General features: G+C 33.5%; 17 protein-coding genes. 3 read left to right on the top strand and 14 right to left on the bottom strand.

The window, feature by feature from the left end; genetic code table 11:
* Window positions 1-94: 94 nt before the first annotated feature.
* The 5 genes from purF to accD all read right to left on the bottom strand — a co-directional run bounded on the left by purF (window position 95) and on the right by accD (window position 4,965).
* Window positions 95-1,612 carry an amidophosphoribosyltransferase gene (gene purF, locus GYX25_RS08595; protein WP_091348618.1) on the bottom strand — a complete coding sequence of 506 codons (1,518 nt, stop codon included), beginning with the start codon at window positions 1,610-1,612 and terminating at the stop codon, window positions 95-97.
* An 18-nt stretch (window positions 1,613-1,630) separates the two neighbouring features.
* The gene (locus GYX25_RS08590; RefSeq protein ID WP_091348777.1) at window positions 1,631-2,116 is read right to left on the bottom strand and encodes a CvpA family protein; all 486 of its coding nucleotides are present in this window, start codon (window positions 2,114-2,116) and stop codon (window positions 1,631-1,633) included.
* A 77-nt stretch (window positions 2,117-2,193) separates the two neighbouring features.
* Window positions 2,194-2,784, bottom strand: a complete 591-nt coding sequence (locus tag GYX25_RS08585) for an SPOR domain-containing protein (RefSeq protein ID WP_174787187.1) — start codon at window positions 2,782-2,784, stop codon at window positions 2,194-2,196.
* A gap of 12 nt (window positions 2,785-2,796) precedes the next feature.
* Window positions 2,797-4,068 carry a bifunctional tetrahydrofolate synthase/dihydrofolate synthase gene (folC, locus tag GYX25_RS08580; RefSeq protein WP_174787186.1) on the bottom strand — a complete coding sequence of 424 codons (1,272 nt, stop codon included), beginning with the start codon at window positions 4,066-4,068 and terminating at the stop codon, window positions 2,797-2,799.
* Between the two features lie 6 nt (window positions 4,069-4,074).
* The gene (gene accD, locus GYX25_RS08575; RefSeq protein WP_091348607.1) at window positions 4,075-4,965 is read right to left on the bottom strand and encodes an acetyl-CoA carboxylase, carboxyltransferase subunit beta; all 891 of its coding nucleotides are present in this window, start codon (window positions 4,963-4,965) and stop codon (window positions 4,075-4,077) included.
* A 255-nt stretch (window positions 4,966-5,220) separates the two neighbouring features.
* Here accD and tmaR point away from each other — a divergent pair, with 255 nt between their 5' ends.
* The gene (gene tmaR, locus GYX25_RS08570) at window positions 5,221-5,541 is read left to right on the top strand and encodes a PTS system regulator TmaR (protein WP_034910282.1); all 321 of its coding nucleotides are present in this window, start codon (window positions 5,221-5,223) and stop codon (window positions 5,539-5,541) included.
* A gap of 55 nt (window positions 5,542-5,596) precedes the next feature.
* Here the strand turns inward: tmaR and yciH are convergent, their stop codons facing one another.
* From yciH to GYX25_RS08530, 8 genes are all read right to left on the bottom strand, one after another.
* Window positions 5,597-5,917, bottom strand: a complete 321-nt coding sequence (gene yciH, locus GYX25_RS08565; protein ID WP_174787185.1) for a stress response translation initiation inhibitor YciH — start codon at window positions 5,915-5,917, stop codon at window positions 5,597-5,599.
* Complete coding sequence (gene pyrF / locus GYX25_RS08560; protein ID WP_174787184.1) at window positions 5,910-6,629, bottom strand: orotidine-5'-phosphate decarboxylase; 720 nt, start codon at window positions 6,627-6,629, stop codon at window positions 5,910-5,912. Before pyrF ends, yciH begins: the two co-directional genes overlap by 8 nt.
* 28 nt (window positions 6,630-6,657) lie before the next feature.
* A complete protein-coding gene (locus GYX25_RS08555) occupies window positions 6,658-7,833 on the bottom strand; it encodes a hypothetical protein (RefSeq protein WP_167349323.1) in 1,176 nt (391 codons plus the stop codon).
* On the bottom strand, window positions 7,826-9,070 hold the full coding sequence (locus GYX25_RS08550; protein ID WP_238786084.1) for an SGNH/GDSL hydrolase family protein: 1,245 nt from the start codon (window positions 9,068-9,070) through the stop codon (window positions 7,826-7,828). The genes GYX25_RS08555 and GYX25_RS08550 overlap by 8 nt, the downstream gene beginning before the upstream one ends.
* Before the next feature lie 56 nt (window positions 9,071-9,126).
* Complete coding sequence (locus tag GYX25_RS08545; RefSeq protein ID WP_091348773.1) at window positions 9,127-10,527, bottom strand: MBOAT family O-acyltransferase; 1,401 nt, start codon at window positions 10,525-10,527, stop codon at window positions 9,127-9,129.
* Between the two features lie 68 nt (window positions 10,528-10,595).
* Window positions 10,596-11,579: a DNA polymerase III subunit delta' gene (holB, locus tag GYX25_RS08540; RefSeq protein WP_091348589.1), complete on the bottom strand. Its 984-nt coding sequence runs from the start codon at window positions 11,577-11,579 to the stop codon at window positions 10,596-10,598.
* A 6-nt stretch (window positions 11,580-11,585) separates the two neighbouring features.
* Window positions 11,586-12,218, bottom strand: coding sequence for a dTMP kinase (gene tmk / locus GYX25_RS08535; protein ID WP_091348586.1), 633 nt, complete (start codon window positions 12,216-12,218; stop codon window positions 11,586-11,588).
* Window positions 12,219-12,346: 128 nt separating this feature from the next.
* Window positions 12,347-14,347, bottom strand: a complete 2,001-nt coding sequence (locus GYX25_RS08530; RefSeq protein ID WP_091348582.1) for a KUP/HAK/KT family potassium transporter — start codon at window positions 14,345-14,347, stop codon at window positions 12,347-12,349.
* A gap of 468 nt (window positions 14,348-14,815) precedes the next feature.
* On the opposite strand from GYX25_RS08530, the gene GYX25_RS08525 reads away from it, so the two are divergent.
* Complete coding sequence (locus GYX25_RS08525) at window positions 14,816-15,211, top strand: hypothetical protein (RefSeq protein WP_091348578.1); 396 nt, start codon at window positions 14,816-14,818, stop codon at window positions 15,209-15,211.
* 14 nt (window positions 15,212-15,225) lie between these two features.
* Window positions 15,226-15,582: a fumarate reductase subunit FrdD gene (gene frdD, locus GYX25_RS08520; RefSeq protein WP_167349321.1), complete on the top strand. Its 357-nt coding sequence runs from the start codon at window positions 15,226-15,228 to the stop codon at window positions 15,580-15,582.
* Between the two features lie 80 nt (window positions 15,583-15,662).
* On the opposite strand, the gene GYX25_RS08515 is transcribed toward frdD, so the two are convergent.
* Complete coding sequence (locus tag GYX25_RS08515; protein ID WP_174787182.1) at window positions 15,663-16,523, bottom strand: hypothetical protein; 861 nt, start codon at window positions 16,521-16,523, stop codon at window positions 15,663-15,665.
* Window positions 16,524-16,664 lie beyond the last annotated feature (141 nt).

Genomic DNA, 16,664 nt, shown 5'->3' with positions numbered 1-16,664 from the left:
ATTTAAATAAAATTTACAAGAAACAAATAAAAAACAGCTAAATTTGTAATTTCAATTTTTTATATAATATTTTTTGTTGATGGATTATCGTTATTTATTGGCCTTCATTATAAATTTCTAAGTTTTCTAATTCTTTAGAAACTGAGTGTTTTTTATTTTCACCTCTTTTTTGTTCTAATAATGATAGGTAGTTATCATCAACCCCTTCAGTAACATATATTCCATCAAAAACAGAACACTCTAAATGATGAATATTTGGATTTTGCTCCGTGATTGAATCAATTAAATCGGATAAATCTTGAAAAATAAGCTTATCAGCACCAATATCTTTCGCTATTTCATCAACTGTTTTATGGTAGGCAATAAGTTCTCTTGCAACAGCCATATCAATACCATAAACATTAGGATGCCTAATTTCTGGTGCAGCAGAAGCTAAATAAACTTTTTTAGCACCAACTGAGCGCACCATCTCAAGAATTTCTTTTGAGGTTGTTCCTCTCACAATGGAATCATCAACTAATAATACGTTTTTCCCCTCAAACTCAATACGGTTTGCATTAAGCTTTCTTCTTACTGATAATTTACGGGCTGTTTGCCCTGGCATGATAAATGTGCGGCCAACATATCGATTTTTAACAAAACCTTGTCGGTAAGGTTTATCCAAAATACGAGCAATTTCAAGAGCTGCATCACATGATGTCTCGGGAATAGGAATGACAACATCAATGTCAATGTCCTTCCACTCTCTCGCTATTTTTTTCCCCAGCTTTTGTCCCATTAAAATGCGTGATTGATAAACCGATACACCATTCATCAAAGAATCTGGTCTTGCAAAATAAACATATTCAAAAATGCATGGGTAATATTGAGGATTATCAGAACATTGCTGAGAATATAATTGGCCATCTTGGGTAATATAAATTGCTTCTCCTGGCTGGACATCACGCATAAATTCAAAATCAAGAATATCTAATGCAACACTTTCTGATGCAACCATATATTCAATTTGTTGGTTCTCAAGTATCCGTTTACCAATAACTAAAGGCCTAATCCCGTAAGGATCACGAAAAGCGACAAGACCATGGCCAATAATCATCGCAACACAAGCATAAGCACCTTTAATTATATTATGCACATTATGTATTGCGGTAAAAATGTTATCTGCGGTAAGAGGATAAGTTGGGAATTTGTCGAGCTCACTAGCAAAAATATTGAGTAAAACTTCGGAATCAGAATTCGTATTAATATGCCTTCTTGCTAATTCAAATACTTTATTACGTAACTTGTCTGTATTTGTTAAATTACCGTTATGTGCAAGCGCAATGCCATAAGGCGAATTAACATAAAAAGGTTGTGCTTCTGATGGACTGGAGCTACCAGCAGTAGGATAACGAACATGCCCTATGCCCAAATTACCTTGCAACCGCTGCATATGATGTTCTTGAAATACATCTTTAACCAAACCATTCGCTTTGCGTAAACGAAATCGATTTTGATTATCAATAGTAACAATACCTGCAGCATCTTGCCCCCTATGTTGTAACACAGTCAATGCATCATAAATAGATTGATTAACAGTAGTACACCCTACAATACCAACAACACCACACATACTATGATTACCTCAAATTTATTGAACTAGAAACGAAGATGACTGTTGTATAAAATCAAAAAACCAACGGATAATAAAATGGAAATGAGGGATAAGTTGTGATTGGGTCCAATACACCGATCGTGATAACGGCGTAAAAGTATCAACAAAAAAGAGAACAGCAGCTACAACTAAAATTCCTCGTAGCACACCAAAACAAATACCCAATACACGATCAGTGCCAGATAACCCCGTTTTTTGGACTAATTGACCAATAATATACGACACAATTGAACAGACCAACAATGTAGCGATAAATAGAATAACAATTGCCACTGCAATGCGGATAACATCGCTATCAAAATAAGTTAAATAATCGGTAATATAGATATAAAATCGGCTAGAAATAAAAAAAGCTAAAATCCAGCTAATGAGTGATAATGCTTCTCGCACAAACCCTCGCACTATACTAATTAATGCTGAAAAAGCAATCACACCAATAATCGTAAAATCAACCCAGTTCATCATCATAATAACTCACAACTTTATATTGTTAATGTTTATTTTAATTATTGTTTACAACACAAAAAGCAAAACAATGATTAATTAGCAACGATAATACCTTTTAATTTTGTTAGGTTATGTAAATTAATAATCACTTGCTCGGCTTGTTCTTTTTTAGCATAAGGACCAACCTGTAATTTAATCAACTGGTTAGGTTCAGGTTTTTGAGGAACTGTTCTAACGCTATAATTATTTAATCTTAATAGTGCAACTAATTCTTCTATTTTTTGCCTATTTTTTAATGCTGTAAGCTGAATCATATAAGGTTTAGACTCTTGCTGTATCTGTTGCGACATAGAACGATTAGTTTGCGTTGTGGAGACATCAGCATTATCAAGACTATCTGATGAATCATCTGAACTTGGATTCTGCTCAGAATCAGGTATGTAAGGAATATCTGGAATATTATTCGTAAAACTATCATCAACACCGTTAGTTGATGTTACAACCTTTTGATGATTAATAGCTTCTGATTGTAAAATAGGCGTTGTTGATGTTTGTAAGTTGGATTTATCCGTTATTATCCATGGAGCAAATACTGCGATAATGAGTAACAATGTAGCGAAACCGACAAACCGATTTCTTACTCTATTTTGATTTTTAGGATTAATTTGCTGATTGTTCGTCATGATTAATTTCGCTTAATGCTCAATTTCAGCTAACACATCAGATACTGTATGAAATGAGCCACATACTACAATAATATCATCTTTTTTTGCATCATGTATTGCCTTTTGATAAGCCTTAAAAACCGTATCAAATGTTGATACATTAAGCTCGCCTTTATTCAATAAATGTTGTTTTAACACCTCGGCTTTACACCCCCGCTCACCATAAAGCGAAGCACAATACCATTTATCGCCTTTTAAAATAGATAAAGTGCTTTTAATATCTTTATCTTTAAGCATACCAACAACAAATCTAACTTTACCGATGTTCAAATATTCTGCTTTTAGTTTTTCTAATTGTTGTGTTAAATAAGCTGCTGCATGTGGATTATGCGCTACATCAAGAATCACAAGTGGTGATCGTTGAATAATTTGAAAACGCCCTGTCAAATTGGCATTTGCCAATCCTTTAGTTATTTGGTCTTGTGTTACTTCAAGCGATGAAAAAGTTAAGGCGGCAATTGCAGTTGCAGCATTAGCTAAAGGAACATTAGCAATAGGTAGATGTTTATACTGTTTTATTGGCGATTCAAACGTCCATAAACTTTCGTTTATTGGTTGATAACACCAATCACAACCCACTGCATAGATAGGACAATTGACTGATTTAGCTACTTCTAAAATAGATGTAGGTATTTCCGGTTCACCCACAATAGCGATACTTTTAGATTTAAAAATACCTGCTTTTTCACGTCCTATACTTTCACGGGTATCACCTAAATAATCAACATGATCGATACCAATTGTTGTAACTATTGCCACATCAGCATCAACTATATTGGTTGCATCGAGCCGTCCACCAAGTCCCACTTCTAATATAACAACATCTAATTTTGCTTTTTTAAATTGATAAAGCGCAGCAAGCGTTGCATATTCAAAATAAGTAAGTGATATATCACCTCTGGCTTTTTCTATTTCGACAAAGGCTTTTACGGTTTCTTGCTCAATTGATTCTTGATTATTAATACGCACACGTTCAGTAAAACGTAATAAATGAGGAGAACTATAAACACCGACTTGCAAAGTTTTTTCAAGTAATATCATTTCAAGTGTGCGACAAGTTGTACCTTTGCCATTGGTACCTGCAACGGTAAAAACATAGGGCGCTGGTTGTAATAAATCAAGGCGCTGAGCAACCGTCTTTACTCGTTCTAAACCTAAATCGATAGTTGTAGGATGTAATTGCTCTAAATAACAAAGCCATGCGTTTAAATTAGACATGGCATCTGGTTGTTGTTTTTGCATGCTCAATTAAACTGTCTCGTTAAAGATAACATCATTAAACGGATCGGTTAGTTTCATTAATTTTGCTATTAAACTGGCAATTTTAGGTCGCATATCTTTGCGATGAATGATCATATCAATTGCGCCTTTTTCAAGTAAAAACTCACTGCGCTGAAATCCTTCTGGTAATGTTTCACGCACAGTTTGTTGAATCACTCGAGGCCCTGCAAAACCAATTAACGCTTTAGGTTCAGCAATATTGATATCACCTAGCATTGCTAAACTTGCTGATACGCCACCCATGGTAGGATCGGTCATTACTGAAATATAAGGCAAACCTTCATCTTGCATTTTAGCAAGAATAGCGCTGGTTTTTGCCATTTGCATTAACGAAAATAGCGCTTCTTGCATTCGCGCACCGCCACTTGTTGAAAAACAAATTAACGGACACTTATCTGCAATGGCTTGTTCAGCAGCACGCGTAAATAATGCACCAACAACAGAAGACATTGACCCACCAATGAACGCAAATTCAAAACAAGCGACAACGACAGGAATACCAAACAATGTGCCTTTCATTACAACCATTGCTTCTTTTTCATGGGTCTCTTTTTGTGCAGCTGTTAAGCGATCTTTATACTTTTTAGTATCTTTAAATTTTAAGATATCTTTAGGCAGAAGATCGGAGCCAATTTCGACATCTGAACCTTCGTCTAAAAAACGGTACAAACGCACACGGGCAGGAATATGCATATGATGGTCGCATTTTGGGCAGACTTCTAAGTTAAGATCAAGTTCAGCCTGATAAATAACTTGTTCACAGTTGCTACATTTTGTCCAAACCCCACCGGGAATATTCGCCTTTTTATGATCTGACGATATATTATTTTTACTAAGAATTTTTTCAATCCAGCTCATTATGATTCTCGCATTCTGGCACTCTTTATAAATTTGGGGGCTATTGTACAATACTTTATTCTAATTCTTAATAGTTGTTTTTATTTTTATCTTATTTTGTAAATAAATTTTGTGAGAAAACATGGCATAAAAATAGAACAGTTAATACTAAAAATATCATTTACGTTTTAAAATATAATTAATATGACCTTAAAAAATTATTGGTATATAATTGGTAAAAATTTATTTTCCATTTTTTGAAATAAGGGGTTATAGATGGACAAGGAAAAATCAACTGCACCATCGTTTCAAGACGTACTAGAATACATTCGTTTATCGCGTCGTTTAAATAAATTAAAACGCGAAATTTCGGATAACGAAAAAAAGATTCGTGACAACCAAAAACGCGTGTTACTACTTGAAAACTTAAGTGAATATATTAAGCCCGATATGACTTATGAAGAACTTCAAGCGATTATTGCTAATATGAAAAGCGATTATGATGATCGTGTTGATGATTATATTATTAAAAATGCTGAAATTTCGAAAGAACGTCGCGAAATTAGCAAAAAAATGCGTAGTTATCGCTCTAACTAAAATACTATTTTATAAATAGCGTCTTTTTTATTATTGACGCTATTTTAGTGATAAATCACCCTCCTGCTAATTTAACTTTATATCCTTTATCTTCCAGCAATGACTTTAATAAATCACGTTTATCACCTTGAATTTCAATAATGCCATCTTTAATTGAACCACCGCAACCACAACGTTTTTTTAATTCTGCAGCTAACTGTATTAATTGAGCATCATCGATATCAAACCCAGTAATAACACAAACACCTTTTCCTTTACGGCCTGATGTTTGTCGTTGAATTCGAATAATGCCATCCCCTTTAGGACGAGAGATGACAGTTTCAGCAGGTTTAATTCGACCTTTATCGGTTGAATATACAAGTTGATTACTAGACATAATGTGACTCACTCTTACTTGCATCAAGTGTTGCTAAAATTGTTTGTAGCGCTTTGGCTGGATCTTCTGCTTGGGTAATTGGGCGTCCAATAACTAAATAATCAGAACCTGCCGCTTGAGCTCGTTGAGGTGTCATAATACGACGTTGATCATCTGGATTAGTACCTGCAGGTCTAATACCTGGTGTTACCAATTTAAAATCAGCCCCCAAACGTGTTCTAAAACTTTGTACTTCTTTTGCTGAACATACCACGCCATCAAGCCCACAGTTTTTAGCAAGTATTGCTAATCGAGTCGCTTGCTCTAAAGGCGATACATTGATGCCAATTTCTTGAAGATCTGTTGATTCCATACTGGTTAATACTGTCACAGCAATCAAAATTGGCGCATCTTTACCATATGAATAAAGCGCATCTTTAGCAGCACTCATCATACGCGAACCACCACTAGCATGTACATTAGTCATCCAAACACCAAGATCGGCAGTTGCTACAATTGCTTTTGCAACAGTATTTGGAATATCATGAAATTTAAGATCTAAAAAAACATCAAACCCTTTTTTCATAATCTGCTTGATAAAATCAGGTCCGGCATGTGTAAAAAGCTCTTTACCGATCTTAAGACGGCAATCGTTAGGATCCACTCGATCAATAAAATTCCATGCTGATTTAACGTCCGCAAAATCAACTGCAACGATAATTGGTGATAACATAACTCATTTATTCCTTTTAATAAAAAATTTAGCTGTTTTTTCTAATAAATTCATTTAAATCTGCATAAAAAATGCGAGCACTTTCTTTATAGCCTTGTAGGGTCTGATGTACGAGATCTGGACGAGCTAGTCCTCGTTGACGCCACTGTTTAATGACAAACTTACCGCCCATCGCCACTTGCCAGTCCCAAAGTAAGGTTTTTTCAGATTTGGCAACTTGCTTTTGAATATTTATTATTTTAATAAAAGACTGAGGCATATCTGTTTCATTCGCCATTGTGTCTGGTGGTGTCATTATTAATATTGCCGCATTAGGTAATGTTTTACGAATCAGCCTAATATTATTCACTAAATTCTTTCGATATTGATTCACATCTAGTGTTTCATCAAAGCTTTCATTTGTCCCGTATTCAAGAATAACTAAATCACTTTTTGATACACCCAGTTCTTTAAACCAGTTTTGCCCCCACTTTTGCCAAATTGTTTGCTTAGCACCATTAGTAGCAATCGATGAAACAATAACCCCAGATTGTTGATTGTGAGTTAACCAAATTCCACCAAGTTCAATATCTTTTTGAGCCTTTATAACTAAAGGTAAATTAGATACAACTGTTGTAGTTTGCCAAATATTTGGTTTAGGCATATAACTTGAACTAAGTTTATTATTATTTGCATCATAAAGTGTTAGTAAGTTTGAATTGTTTTTAAGCGTCTTAAAGGTTAGCCTAACTTGCCAAGTTTGGTTATTTAATTCGCGAGGTACAATTTGGATAGTAGATGAATCTTTATTAGGCTTAGCTATAAAACCACCCATAGGAAAATCTAAATTACTTAACGTGCGGCTACTTAATACCTCCCAACTATTAGATTTCCATGTCACTGCAGTATGGTTTTGCCCTTTTATAGCAACAGGCGTTATCCAACCAATACCTGCGTTACCATACTTTTGTTGCATTAATGCTCTAAATTCACCCGTAAAAAAGTCGGCTGCTGAATGCGAATCACCAAATTGAGTAATATTAACCACTTGATTAGCTTTTTTGTTATTCGCTAACAATTTTAAACGTTTGGCAAATTGTTTAGCATTAGGATCACCAAAATCAACGATAGCAGATACGCTAGAAGTTTTGCTTTCAGCAATACTACATCCAACAGTAATAGTTATTGCAATTACTGCTGTAATATATTTTAAAAATTTAATCACTATGGGGATCCTCTAATTCTTTATAAATTATTTTTTCCATAATGGTTTTTGCCAGAATTTTTTGGCCTGTTGGAGTAAAATGAATCCCATCATCAACCCTTACTTTAATTTTTGTTTTACCGGTTTCGATAAAATCACTGAATTTTTCGTACGTACAACCTAATAATTCATTTGTTGTTAAAAAGTGTTGTTGAACTTTTTCTATTTCAGACTTATATAAGTTATTTAAGTAAACCATACCCTCGTTTAATTTTGCTTTGCGCATACAGGGGGCGGCAAGCCAAAGCACTTGAACATTATGTTCTATAGCACTATTTAAGATAGATTCAATACGCAAACGGTACTGCTCTTCCCACAATTCAGATTTGAATTTAGCATATTTTGCATACCCTTTAACAGGAAAATCCCAAGGGTCATTAGCACCAAGAAAAACAATAAGTAATTTAATAGAAGGATCAGCAATTAGATTGTCATTAATTGTTTTTGACCAATCAAAAGCACCTGGATAAGCAAGTCCAGTGCTTTGTTTGCTCAAATTAAGGCTTTCTATTTTATACTGCTTAAACAGCATTTTTTTAACATATGGTGCAACGCCTTGCATTAAAGAATCACCGGCAAAAAATACTTTATCGTTACTCGTTAATACAATAGGTAGTGGTTCATGAGGTAACTCAATATCTACTTGCATAGTTTTAGGTTCACCTCGTAATACAAGCTCAGGAGTAGGTTTGTTTTGCTCAATGATGTCTAAATGTGTTTTTAAATTTGTGTCTAATTTACCATTTGCAATACTGTCTTGTTGTTCACTTTTTAAGTTTATTTCTGTTTCTGGGTTTACTTTTCGTATCGCTTCAATTTCATTACGTTGTTGTACATTTTGAAACTGAGGACCGTTTAAGTTTGATCCTTCATTTTCAATGATAGGCAACACAGCATCAACTTGTTGAAAATTTAACTCATCATTGTTACTTTTTTCAAGCACTTGAGTGGATGTTTCTTGTACGAAAAACGTATTACTATCAAATAAATGAATATGATATGCTTGCTGGCAATAAATCAATATAGATTTGTAATAAAGCGCCATTAGTGCTATTGCAGTAATAAACAAGGTTATCCATATATAACAGATAGATAAATGTTTAATAACAAGGGCTGAATGAGGACTTGTCTTTTTATTTTTTTGAGGTTCTTTTTTAAGCGTAATTTTATTCCGCGATTTATGACGTTGTCTTTTCAAATTCGATTTTGTTTTTTTGTTATTTTTTGAAAACGATTTTTTATATATCATCATAATTAAAAATTAGCGTAAATAAAGTTTGGCATACCTGATGGTGCAATATAAATAACCATCCATAAAATACAGATAAAAACAAAAGGCAAAAAAATGTGAGGTATTCTGGTTAGTTGTATAATAAACCATTGAGTGAAATTTTTACACATTGGATAGGAAAAATAGATAAAACAAATAACGAGAAAATCCCCTGCATAAAGAGGTTGTATTGAAAAGTTATGCACTAATGCGGTTAAATATTCCAAGGCATCAGGCAAACTTTCGCAATAAAAAAAGAGCCATGTAAAACAAACATAATGCCATGTTAGCAATCGTGCCACCGTTGGTGAACGTCGTGTTATCCAATCTTTACCTAAATAACGGTCGCCGATATTAAGTACCACGATACCAATACCATGAAATGCACCCCAAATAATAAAATTAATACCTGCACCATGCCATAATCCAGATAATAACATGGCAAGCATGACATTAATTTGCGTTTGAACAAGCCCTCGACGATTTCCACCAAGAGGAATATAAATATAGTCACGAATCCAACGTGATAAGCTAATATGCCAGCGCCCCCAAAAATCTCTTAAATTCAACGCTAAATATGGCAAATTGAAATTAATTGGCAAACGAAACCCTAGCAATAAAGCAATACCTGTAACTAAATCAGTATAGCCAGAAAAATTCAAATAAATTTGCATTGCATAACCATAAAGCCCAACAAGCAAATCAATCACACTAAATTCTAATGGATTAGCAAAAATTGGTTTAACCCAATGTTCGCTAATTAAACCACCTACACAGTAAACCTTAATAACAGCAAAAATAAGCAATGTAAATGCACGAAAAGGCTCCAAAATTTCGCGAGGTTGGGCAACATTGATTTGTGGTAAAAAGTCTTTAGCACGGTTAATCGGACCTGCAATAATACTCGGGAAAAACGACAAAAATAAAGCAAAATCCCAAAATTTAGCAACCGGGAACTCTTTCTTCTTTACCGAAACTAAATAACTTACAGAATGGAAAGTATAAAATGAGATGCCAATAGGGATTAATAAAGTGATAGCGGGCAATAAAATAGGAAAATTTAATAAATTAAACAGATATTGCAGCTCATAACGAAAAAAATCAAAATATTTAAATAACGCAAGGTTAATAATTGATACGCATAATCCTAAAACAAGCCATCGTTTTGCATGACATTTCGATGCCGCAATCAACAACGAAAACAAATAAATCACACAAGTATAAATAAAAAGGATAAGCGCAAATTGCCAGCTATAACTACCAACAATAAGGTAACTTGATACTAAAAGCAGTCCATTTTGGATTTTAGGCGATAAACGGCACCCCCAATACAGGGCAAAAAAAGCGATAAAAAGCAAACCAAATTCAATAGATAAATAACTCACGGTCACCCTTTTTTACTTAAAACGTACGCCTGAAAATAAAAACACTCCTTATATCACTTAATTTTTGCTTAATCAACTAATTCGGATTGAGCAAGAACATTACAAATAATAAGTTCTTTATTCAATCCAGTAATTGTTAACAATTGGTTTCTTGCTTGCAACCATAAATTATAAAGCTCAGAAAGCTTCTCATTACTATTAGTTGCGAGTAATCGGACTAATGGCACTTGATCACGATTAACAATAAAACGCCCAACTTTTTGCTTCGCTTTAAGCGCATCACTTAATAATGCACAAAACCAAATAATACGTTCACTAAAATCTTCGTTATCAAAGATTTTAGCCAACTGCCAATAATTATTTTGCGGTACAACTTCTAATAAATGGTTGCAAAACTCTTTTCGTTGTTGCCACTTTTCTGGCATTAATAGTGTAGCTGCTTTTAGTGGCGCATTTTCACTCAATAATAATGCCGAGGCAAGTTCATTATCGCTGTATTGTTGGCTGTATTGTTTTTTTAACCATTCAATAGATTGTTCCAATTTAGGAACAGACAAAAAATAAGAAAAACATCGGCTATGGATCGTTGGTAATAAGTGGCTGTTATGATCGTCACTTAAAATAAAATACGTATTTTGGGGTGGCTCTTCTAACGTTTTAAGTAGTGCATTGGCGGCAGCTTCGGTCATTAAAGCGGCATGTTTTATCCAAAGGACTTTATTACCGCCTTGTTGGGATTTTTCGTAAACTTTGCTGGATATATTACGGATTTGATCAATACCTATTGACCGCTTACCTTGTTCATTGGTTATTACATAATAATCGGGATGATGGTGAGACAAAAACAATTGGCAACTATGACATTTTAAGCACGGTTCTAATTGCTGTGAATTTTGGCATAATAAACGGCTTGCAAGTTTTGAAACAAATTCGTCTTCACCACTACCTTGAACATAATTAATTAGCAAAGCATGATGAGCACGCTTATGTATAATTCCTGATGCTAATTGCTGATAAGGTAACGAAAGCCAAGGATAGTCATTTAAAATCATTGAATATTAAACCTGTTTTGTTAGCCATTTTGTTAAAATTTGTTCAATTTGTTTAGTCACATCGTCAATTGATTTTCCAGCATCAATAGTTATAATGGTTCTGTCTTGTTTGGCAATTTCTAAATAGCATTGACGAACTCGTTCAAAAAATGGCAATGATTGTTGCTCAATGCGATCTAGTTCACCACGCGTTCTTGCACGCATCAAACCAATTTCAGGATCGATATCCAAATATAAAGTAAGATCAGGTTTAAAGTTACCCAATACTTGTTCTTTTAATGTTACCATAAAGGTTTTATCCAACTGACGCCCACCGCCTTGATAAGCCTGTGTTGATAAATCATGACGATCACCAATAACCCACTTACCGGCTTTAAGTGCTGGTTTTATAACATTATCAATCAGTTGAATACGCGCAGCATATAGCATTAACAATTCGGCTTTATCTGTCAAAGGCTCGTTGTCTAAACCATTTTTAATTATATGACGTAATGCTTCAGCAATAGGTGTTCCACCCGGCTCTCGGGTAAATTGCAAATCGTCAATATTGTGTTGATTCAAAATGCGTGCAACGGTGTTAATAGCTGTTGTTTTACCAGCACCTTCAAGCCCTTCGATGACAATAAATTTGCCTGTCATGCTTAGTTCCTATTATTTGTTATGATACTTTTAAATATAACCAACACAGGGGAGCGTTTCCCGCTAAATTGCGTTATTGTACACTAATTTTTATTTTTTGGGATTACTACCCTAAATTTATCAATGCGTTATTCTTTATCTGTCGATTCTAACTTACCTGTAACACTCATTTTCGATTGCTCAATAAGTTGTTTTAATGTTTTATTATCGTTCTCATATTCACTAACAACAATTGGAACAAACTCAACTAATGCCGTAGAGGGATCGATATCAAACATGTCAATATCCGAAGTAAATTGACGCTTAATAAATGAGTAAATAGCTAAAATTGGGCGATTAATAAAATTAATATCTACATTACGTAATGTTCGCTCAACAATTACATATAAACTATCACCTCGACGATCTTTAACAGAAGAATAACGTGAAGATAAGTTAACTAAATTCTGCTGTTCTGTACGTGTCGCAATGAGTTGAGCATACTGTTCAACATGCATATCTACTTTGAAACCGATATTCAAATCAATACGAAAAACCTTATATGGAACTAACACTTCAATTTCATATTCGAATTGATATGGCTCATCCATACGGTTGATCGATATAAACCAATAAGTATCTGCTCGTTTTGGTTTTCGTTCAAATAGTGAGTAAGTTATTTTACTTTCAACCGCATGAGCGCTTTGTGCACGTGTTAAATAAAATAGATGCGTCGCTATTTTTTCAATACTTTTATCATGACTGACAGCAATAATTTTAGCCAAATAATCATCATCTAGTTTATCAAATGAGTTATGTTCACGCTTTAAATTTCTCCCGGTTATCCACGAATACATAATAATAAAAATAAAACCAGCTATAAGAATTGAGGCAAAACCACCATGAAAGAATTTTTGAATATTTGCGATAAAAAATCCACTTTCAATCGACATAAAAAAGAGGGTTAACGGGATACTATACCAAAGTGGCTTATTGTTCTTCATAAAATAGAAAAACAATAAAACTGTCGTCATCAACATACTCAAAGTAATTGCTAGGCCATAAGCTGCTTCTAAATTAGTTGATGAACAAAAACCAAGTACCATCGCAATACAAAGTGCACACAAAATATAGTTAATTGAACGAATATAAACTTGTCCTTTAATTAAGGTAGGATATTGAACGTGAACATATGGCCAAAGATCTAATGACATCGCCTCGCTAATGATAGTAAATGAGCCACTAATTAATGCCTGACATGCAATAAAGGCAGCACAAGTTGACATAATAATACCAATTAATCTAAACCACTCAGGCATTATCATGAAAAATGGATTGATATCAGCATTAATTAAATGAGGATTATAAATAACCCAGGCTGCTTGACCTAAATAATTAATAATTAAACAAAATTTTACATATCCCCATGAAATACGAATATTTTTAAGCCCACAATGTCCTAAATCAGAATAGAGCGCTTCAGCACCCGTAGTACACATAAAAATAGCACCCAAAATAACTAAAGCATCTGGTGCTTCAATAATAAATCTAATAGCATAAACAGGATTAAAAGCAACTAAAACATCACAATGGGGTAATAATCGATATAGCCCTAATAGACAAAGAATGGTAAACCAAATTGTCATACTCACACCAAAGTATCTTCCCAATGCGCCAGTCCCTAAAGGCTGAATAACAAACAAGGTAAGAATCAAAAACACCGTGATCGGGATAATAGGTATATGAGGATAAATAACATTTAACCCTTCAATAGCCGTAATAATAGTAATTGCTGGAGTAATGGCGCTATCTGCAAGTAACGCCGCCGCGCCAATAATAGCAATAACAAATGTCCATTTATAACGCCGACGAATTAAAGCATATAAAGATAAAATTCCTCCTTCGCCTTTGTTATCTGCACGCAATGTAATGATGACATATTTCAAAGTGGTTTGAATAGTTAATGTCCAAATCACACACGACACTGCTCCCAAAATATAGAATGGATTAGCCCACTGATTATCAGGTAATCCATGAATAATAGACTTTAAGACGTAGAGAGGAGAAGTACCAATATCACCATATACAATGCCGATAGCACTGATAATACCGACAATTCCAACTGGAATTTTATGATTTGAGTTGTTCATTTTAGTATGACTTAAAATTATTCTCAATAAGGCTCAGAATGATACTGCTAATCAAAATAATATACATAAGTTTTTTTGACAATTTACATTTAATTATCAATTACAGTAAAATTAGCAAAATTGCTCCAAACTTTTCTTTTTCATTCTATTTAATAGCAATTGTTCATGAATAAATTAAAATCGTCAAAATATATTTATATGGTATAAATCTTTTAAAATTCTAATAAGATACCTTACTCGATATTAAACTTCATTTTTATTTGATTATCTATTTTATTACTTATTGCCTATGTATGGCCTCATTAAAATATGACGCATTTTTTGCATAGCATTGCAATATTAAAAGGCTATATTATGACCCAATTTAAACTGACGACATAGAATAGATTAATGCTTATAATAATCCAGTGCACAATAAGCCCACCAAACAATAACTAACATAAAATGTAATACAACCTAGAGAAATTTATGAATCAACAAAATAACAATAATCACCTTGATGCTATTCAAACCGATGTAAAGCGTCCCTGTATAATTGCTATTATGCACAAATTAGTTCCTTTTTCCATGATTTGGGTAAGTTTAATTTTAATGTATGGTGTAGTATGTATGCACACAAATACCCTTGGGCAAGATGAGTTTTACCGTTTTATCTTCTTTTTACGTAGTCCTGTTATTGTGGTGCTTAATTGTATTGCATTGTTGGTTAGCGTTTTCCATACGATAAATTGGTTTAGGTTAATCTATAAAATGATTCCTAGTGCAATGTTTAATAAAAAATCTAACAGATTATTACTGACTGTAGGGTTATGGACAGTTATGCTAGCTGTATCGATTTTTTTATTTTTACTTGTATTGAAATAAGTGGTATTGCATCAATGAAAAATGAACAAATTCAAACAAAAAACACAGATGGAAAAGTAATAAAAAGTTTATTTACACTTGGAGGAACATGGGCTGCTATGTTTTCACCTATTGTGCTAATCATTATGACGCTTATGATTTCCTTTGGTGATGTAGCAACGCGATCTTATATTATTAAAATAGCCAATACAGAAATAGGCAAAGTCTTTTTATTTTTAATGATTTCGTTACCTATCTGGTGTGGATTACAGCAAATTCTAACTCTTTTGCATAAATATAAAATCTATCCCAAACACGAAAAGTTACTCACGTTTGGATTAGCATTAGCATGGACATTACATGCTGTTTATATATTATTTATTCGAATGTAACGGATGTTATTTAGTTGTAAATAAGGGGAGAAATACAAAAAACATTAGCAATCAAATAACGTTTTTTGTATTTCTAAAGACTAATAATAAGTCAGTTCTCGAGTCACAGATGTTTGTTTATCACCTTGATTATTTTTATTTTTTATTGCCGTAAGCCATTCATTCTTTTCATTAAAAGTTAAAAATTTAGTGACATAATGAGCCGCTTCTTTACCTGCTGATAAATAAGAAGACTCAATGGTTGTTAACCGATGATTATCATCATAATGATACGAAAAATCACTCTCGTTTTTCATATTATTACTAAATTGATACAACACGTTAGCTAACTGTTGATCTCGATATGCAAAGGTATAACTTGAAGTTCCTTTTTGATCTGTACCTGTGTATTTACCGTTCTCATCAATCTCTTTTAGTTGCCATTGTACATTTTTATTAATGAGGCAGTGGTTATCGTCATACACATAGTTATCCCTTTCAATAAAAACAAAATCGACAGCTTTTTTAGTTTGGAGTGAAAAGACAATTTTACCTTGTTCATCAGTATTGAATTGGATAATGCTATTGGTTTTGTCTTCTACATCTTCAATGATATTTTCCCAACCCGATTTATTTTTTTGTAAATGTTCAGAATAAACTAGGATGCCTTTATCTGAATAAAGGTCATAATAGCTTTGCATAATAAGACCATTGGAATCATATTCTAATGAGTGCTTAACTGTCGTACTATTTGCATCACTACCCAATTGAGTCGTTGAAGTTCTAATATCTTGCTTGATTCCTTTTGCAGGCGAATCAATATAATCCAAAATTTGAAAAATATAGTTATTTGCTTCAACTGTATTTTGAGCTAGGTTTTCGCTACAAGTTAACGCTATCGCATTTATCGACATCAGTGATAAACAAGGTGTTAATAAAAAAGGTAATATTCGTTTTTGCATAATTGACCTGCTAAATAGATTAACATATTGATTTAAATATTTATTTTTTACGCATTAACAGCGCATCGCCCCAATTAACCTTTTTGTCTGGCTCCTTACTTTGCTGTTGATGTTGTTGTGTATCATCGTTATGAGCAAATT

Source organism: Gilliamella sp. ESL0254 (assembly GCF_013344985.1).
GTDB lineage: Bacteria > Pseudomonadota > Gammaproteobacteria > Enterobacterales > Orbaceae > Gilliamella > Gilliamella bombicola.
The sequence above is the reverse complement of the archived record's forward strand: the minus strand, read 5'-3'. Positions and strand labels throughout refer to the sequence as shown.

Coding starts and splice junctions, on each gene's coding strand:
- purF (WP_091348618.1), bottom strand. CDS start 1,612: ATGTGTGGTGTTGTTGGTATTGTAGGGTGTACTACTGTTAATCAATCT.
- GYX25_RS08590 (WP_091348777.1), bottom strand. CDS start 2,116: ATGAACTGGGTTGATTTTACGATTATTGGTGTGATTGCTTTTTCAGCA.
- GYX25_RS08585 (WP_174787187.1), bottom strand. CDS start 2,784: ATGACGAACAATCAGCAAATTAATCCTAAAAATCAAAATAGAGTAAGA.
- folC (WP_174787186.1), bottom strand. CDS start 4,068: ATGCAAAAACAACAACCAGATGCCATGTCTAATTTAAACGCATGGCTT.
- accD (WP_091348607.1), bottom strand. CDS start 4,965: ATGAGCTGGATTGAAAAAATTCTTAGTAAAAATAATATATCGTCAGAT.
- tmaR (WP_034910282.1), top strand. CDS start 5,221: ATGGACAAGGAAAAATCAACTGCACCATCGTTTCAAGACGTACTAGAA.
- yciH (WP_174787185.1), bottom strand. CDS start 5,917: ATGTCTAGTAATCAACTTGTATATTCAACCGATAAAGGTCGAATTAAA.
- pyrF (WP_174787184.1), bottom strand. CDS start 6,629: ATGTTATCACCAATTATCGTTGCAGTTGATTTTGCGGACGTTAAATCA.
- holB (WP_091348589.1), bottom strand. CDS start 11,579: ATGATTTTAAATGACTATCCTTGGCTTTCGTTACCTTATCAGCAATTA.
- tmk (WP_091348586.1), bottom strand. CDS start 12,218: ATGACAGGCAAATTTATTGTCATCGAAGGGCTTGAAGGTGCTGGTAAA.
- GYX25_RS08530 (WP_091348582.1), bottom strand. CDS start 14,347: ATGAACAACTCAAATCATAAAATTCCAGTTGGAATTGTCGGTATTATC.
- GYX25_RS08525 (WP_091348578.1), top strand. CDS start 14,816: ATGAATCAACAAAATAACAATAATCACCTTGATGCTATTCAAACCGAT.
- frdD (WP_167349321.1), top strand. CDS start 15,226: ATGAAAAATGAACAAATTCAAACAAAAAACACAGATGGAAAAGTAATA.
- GYX25_RS08515 (WP_174787182.1), bottom strand. CDS start 16,523: ATGCAAAAACGAATATTACCTTTTTTATTAACACCTTGTTTATCACTG.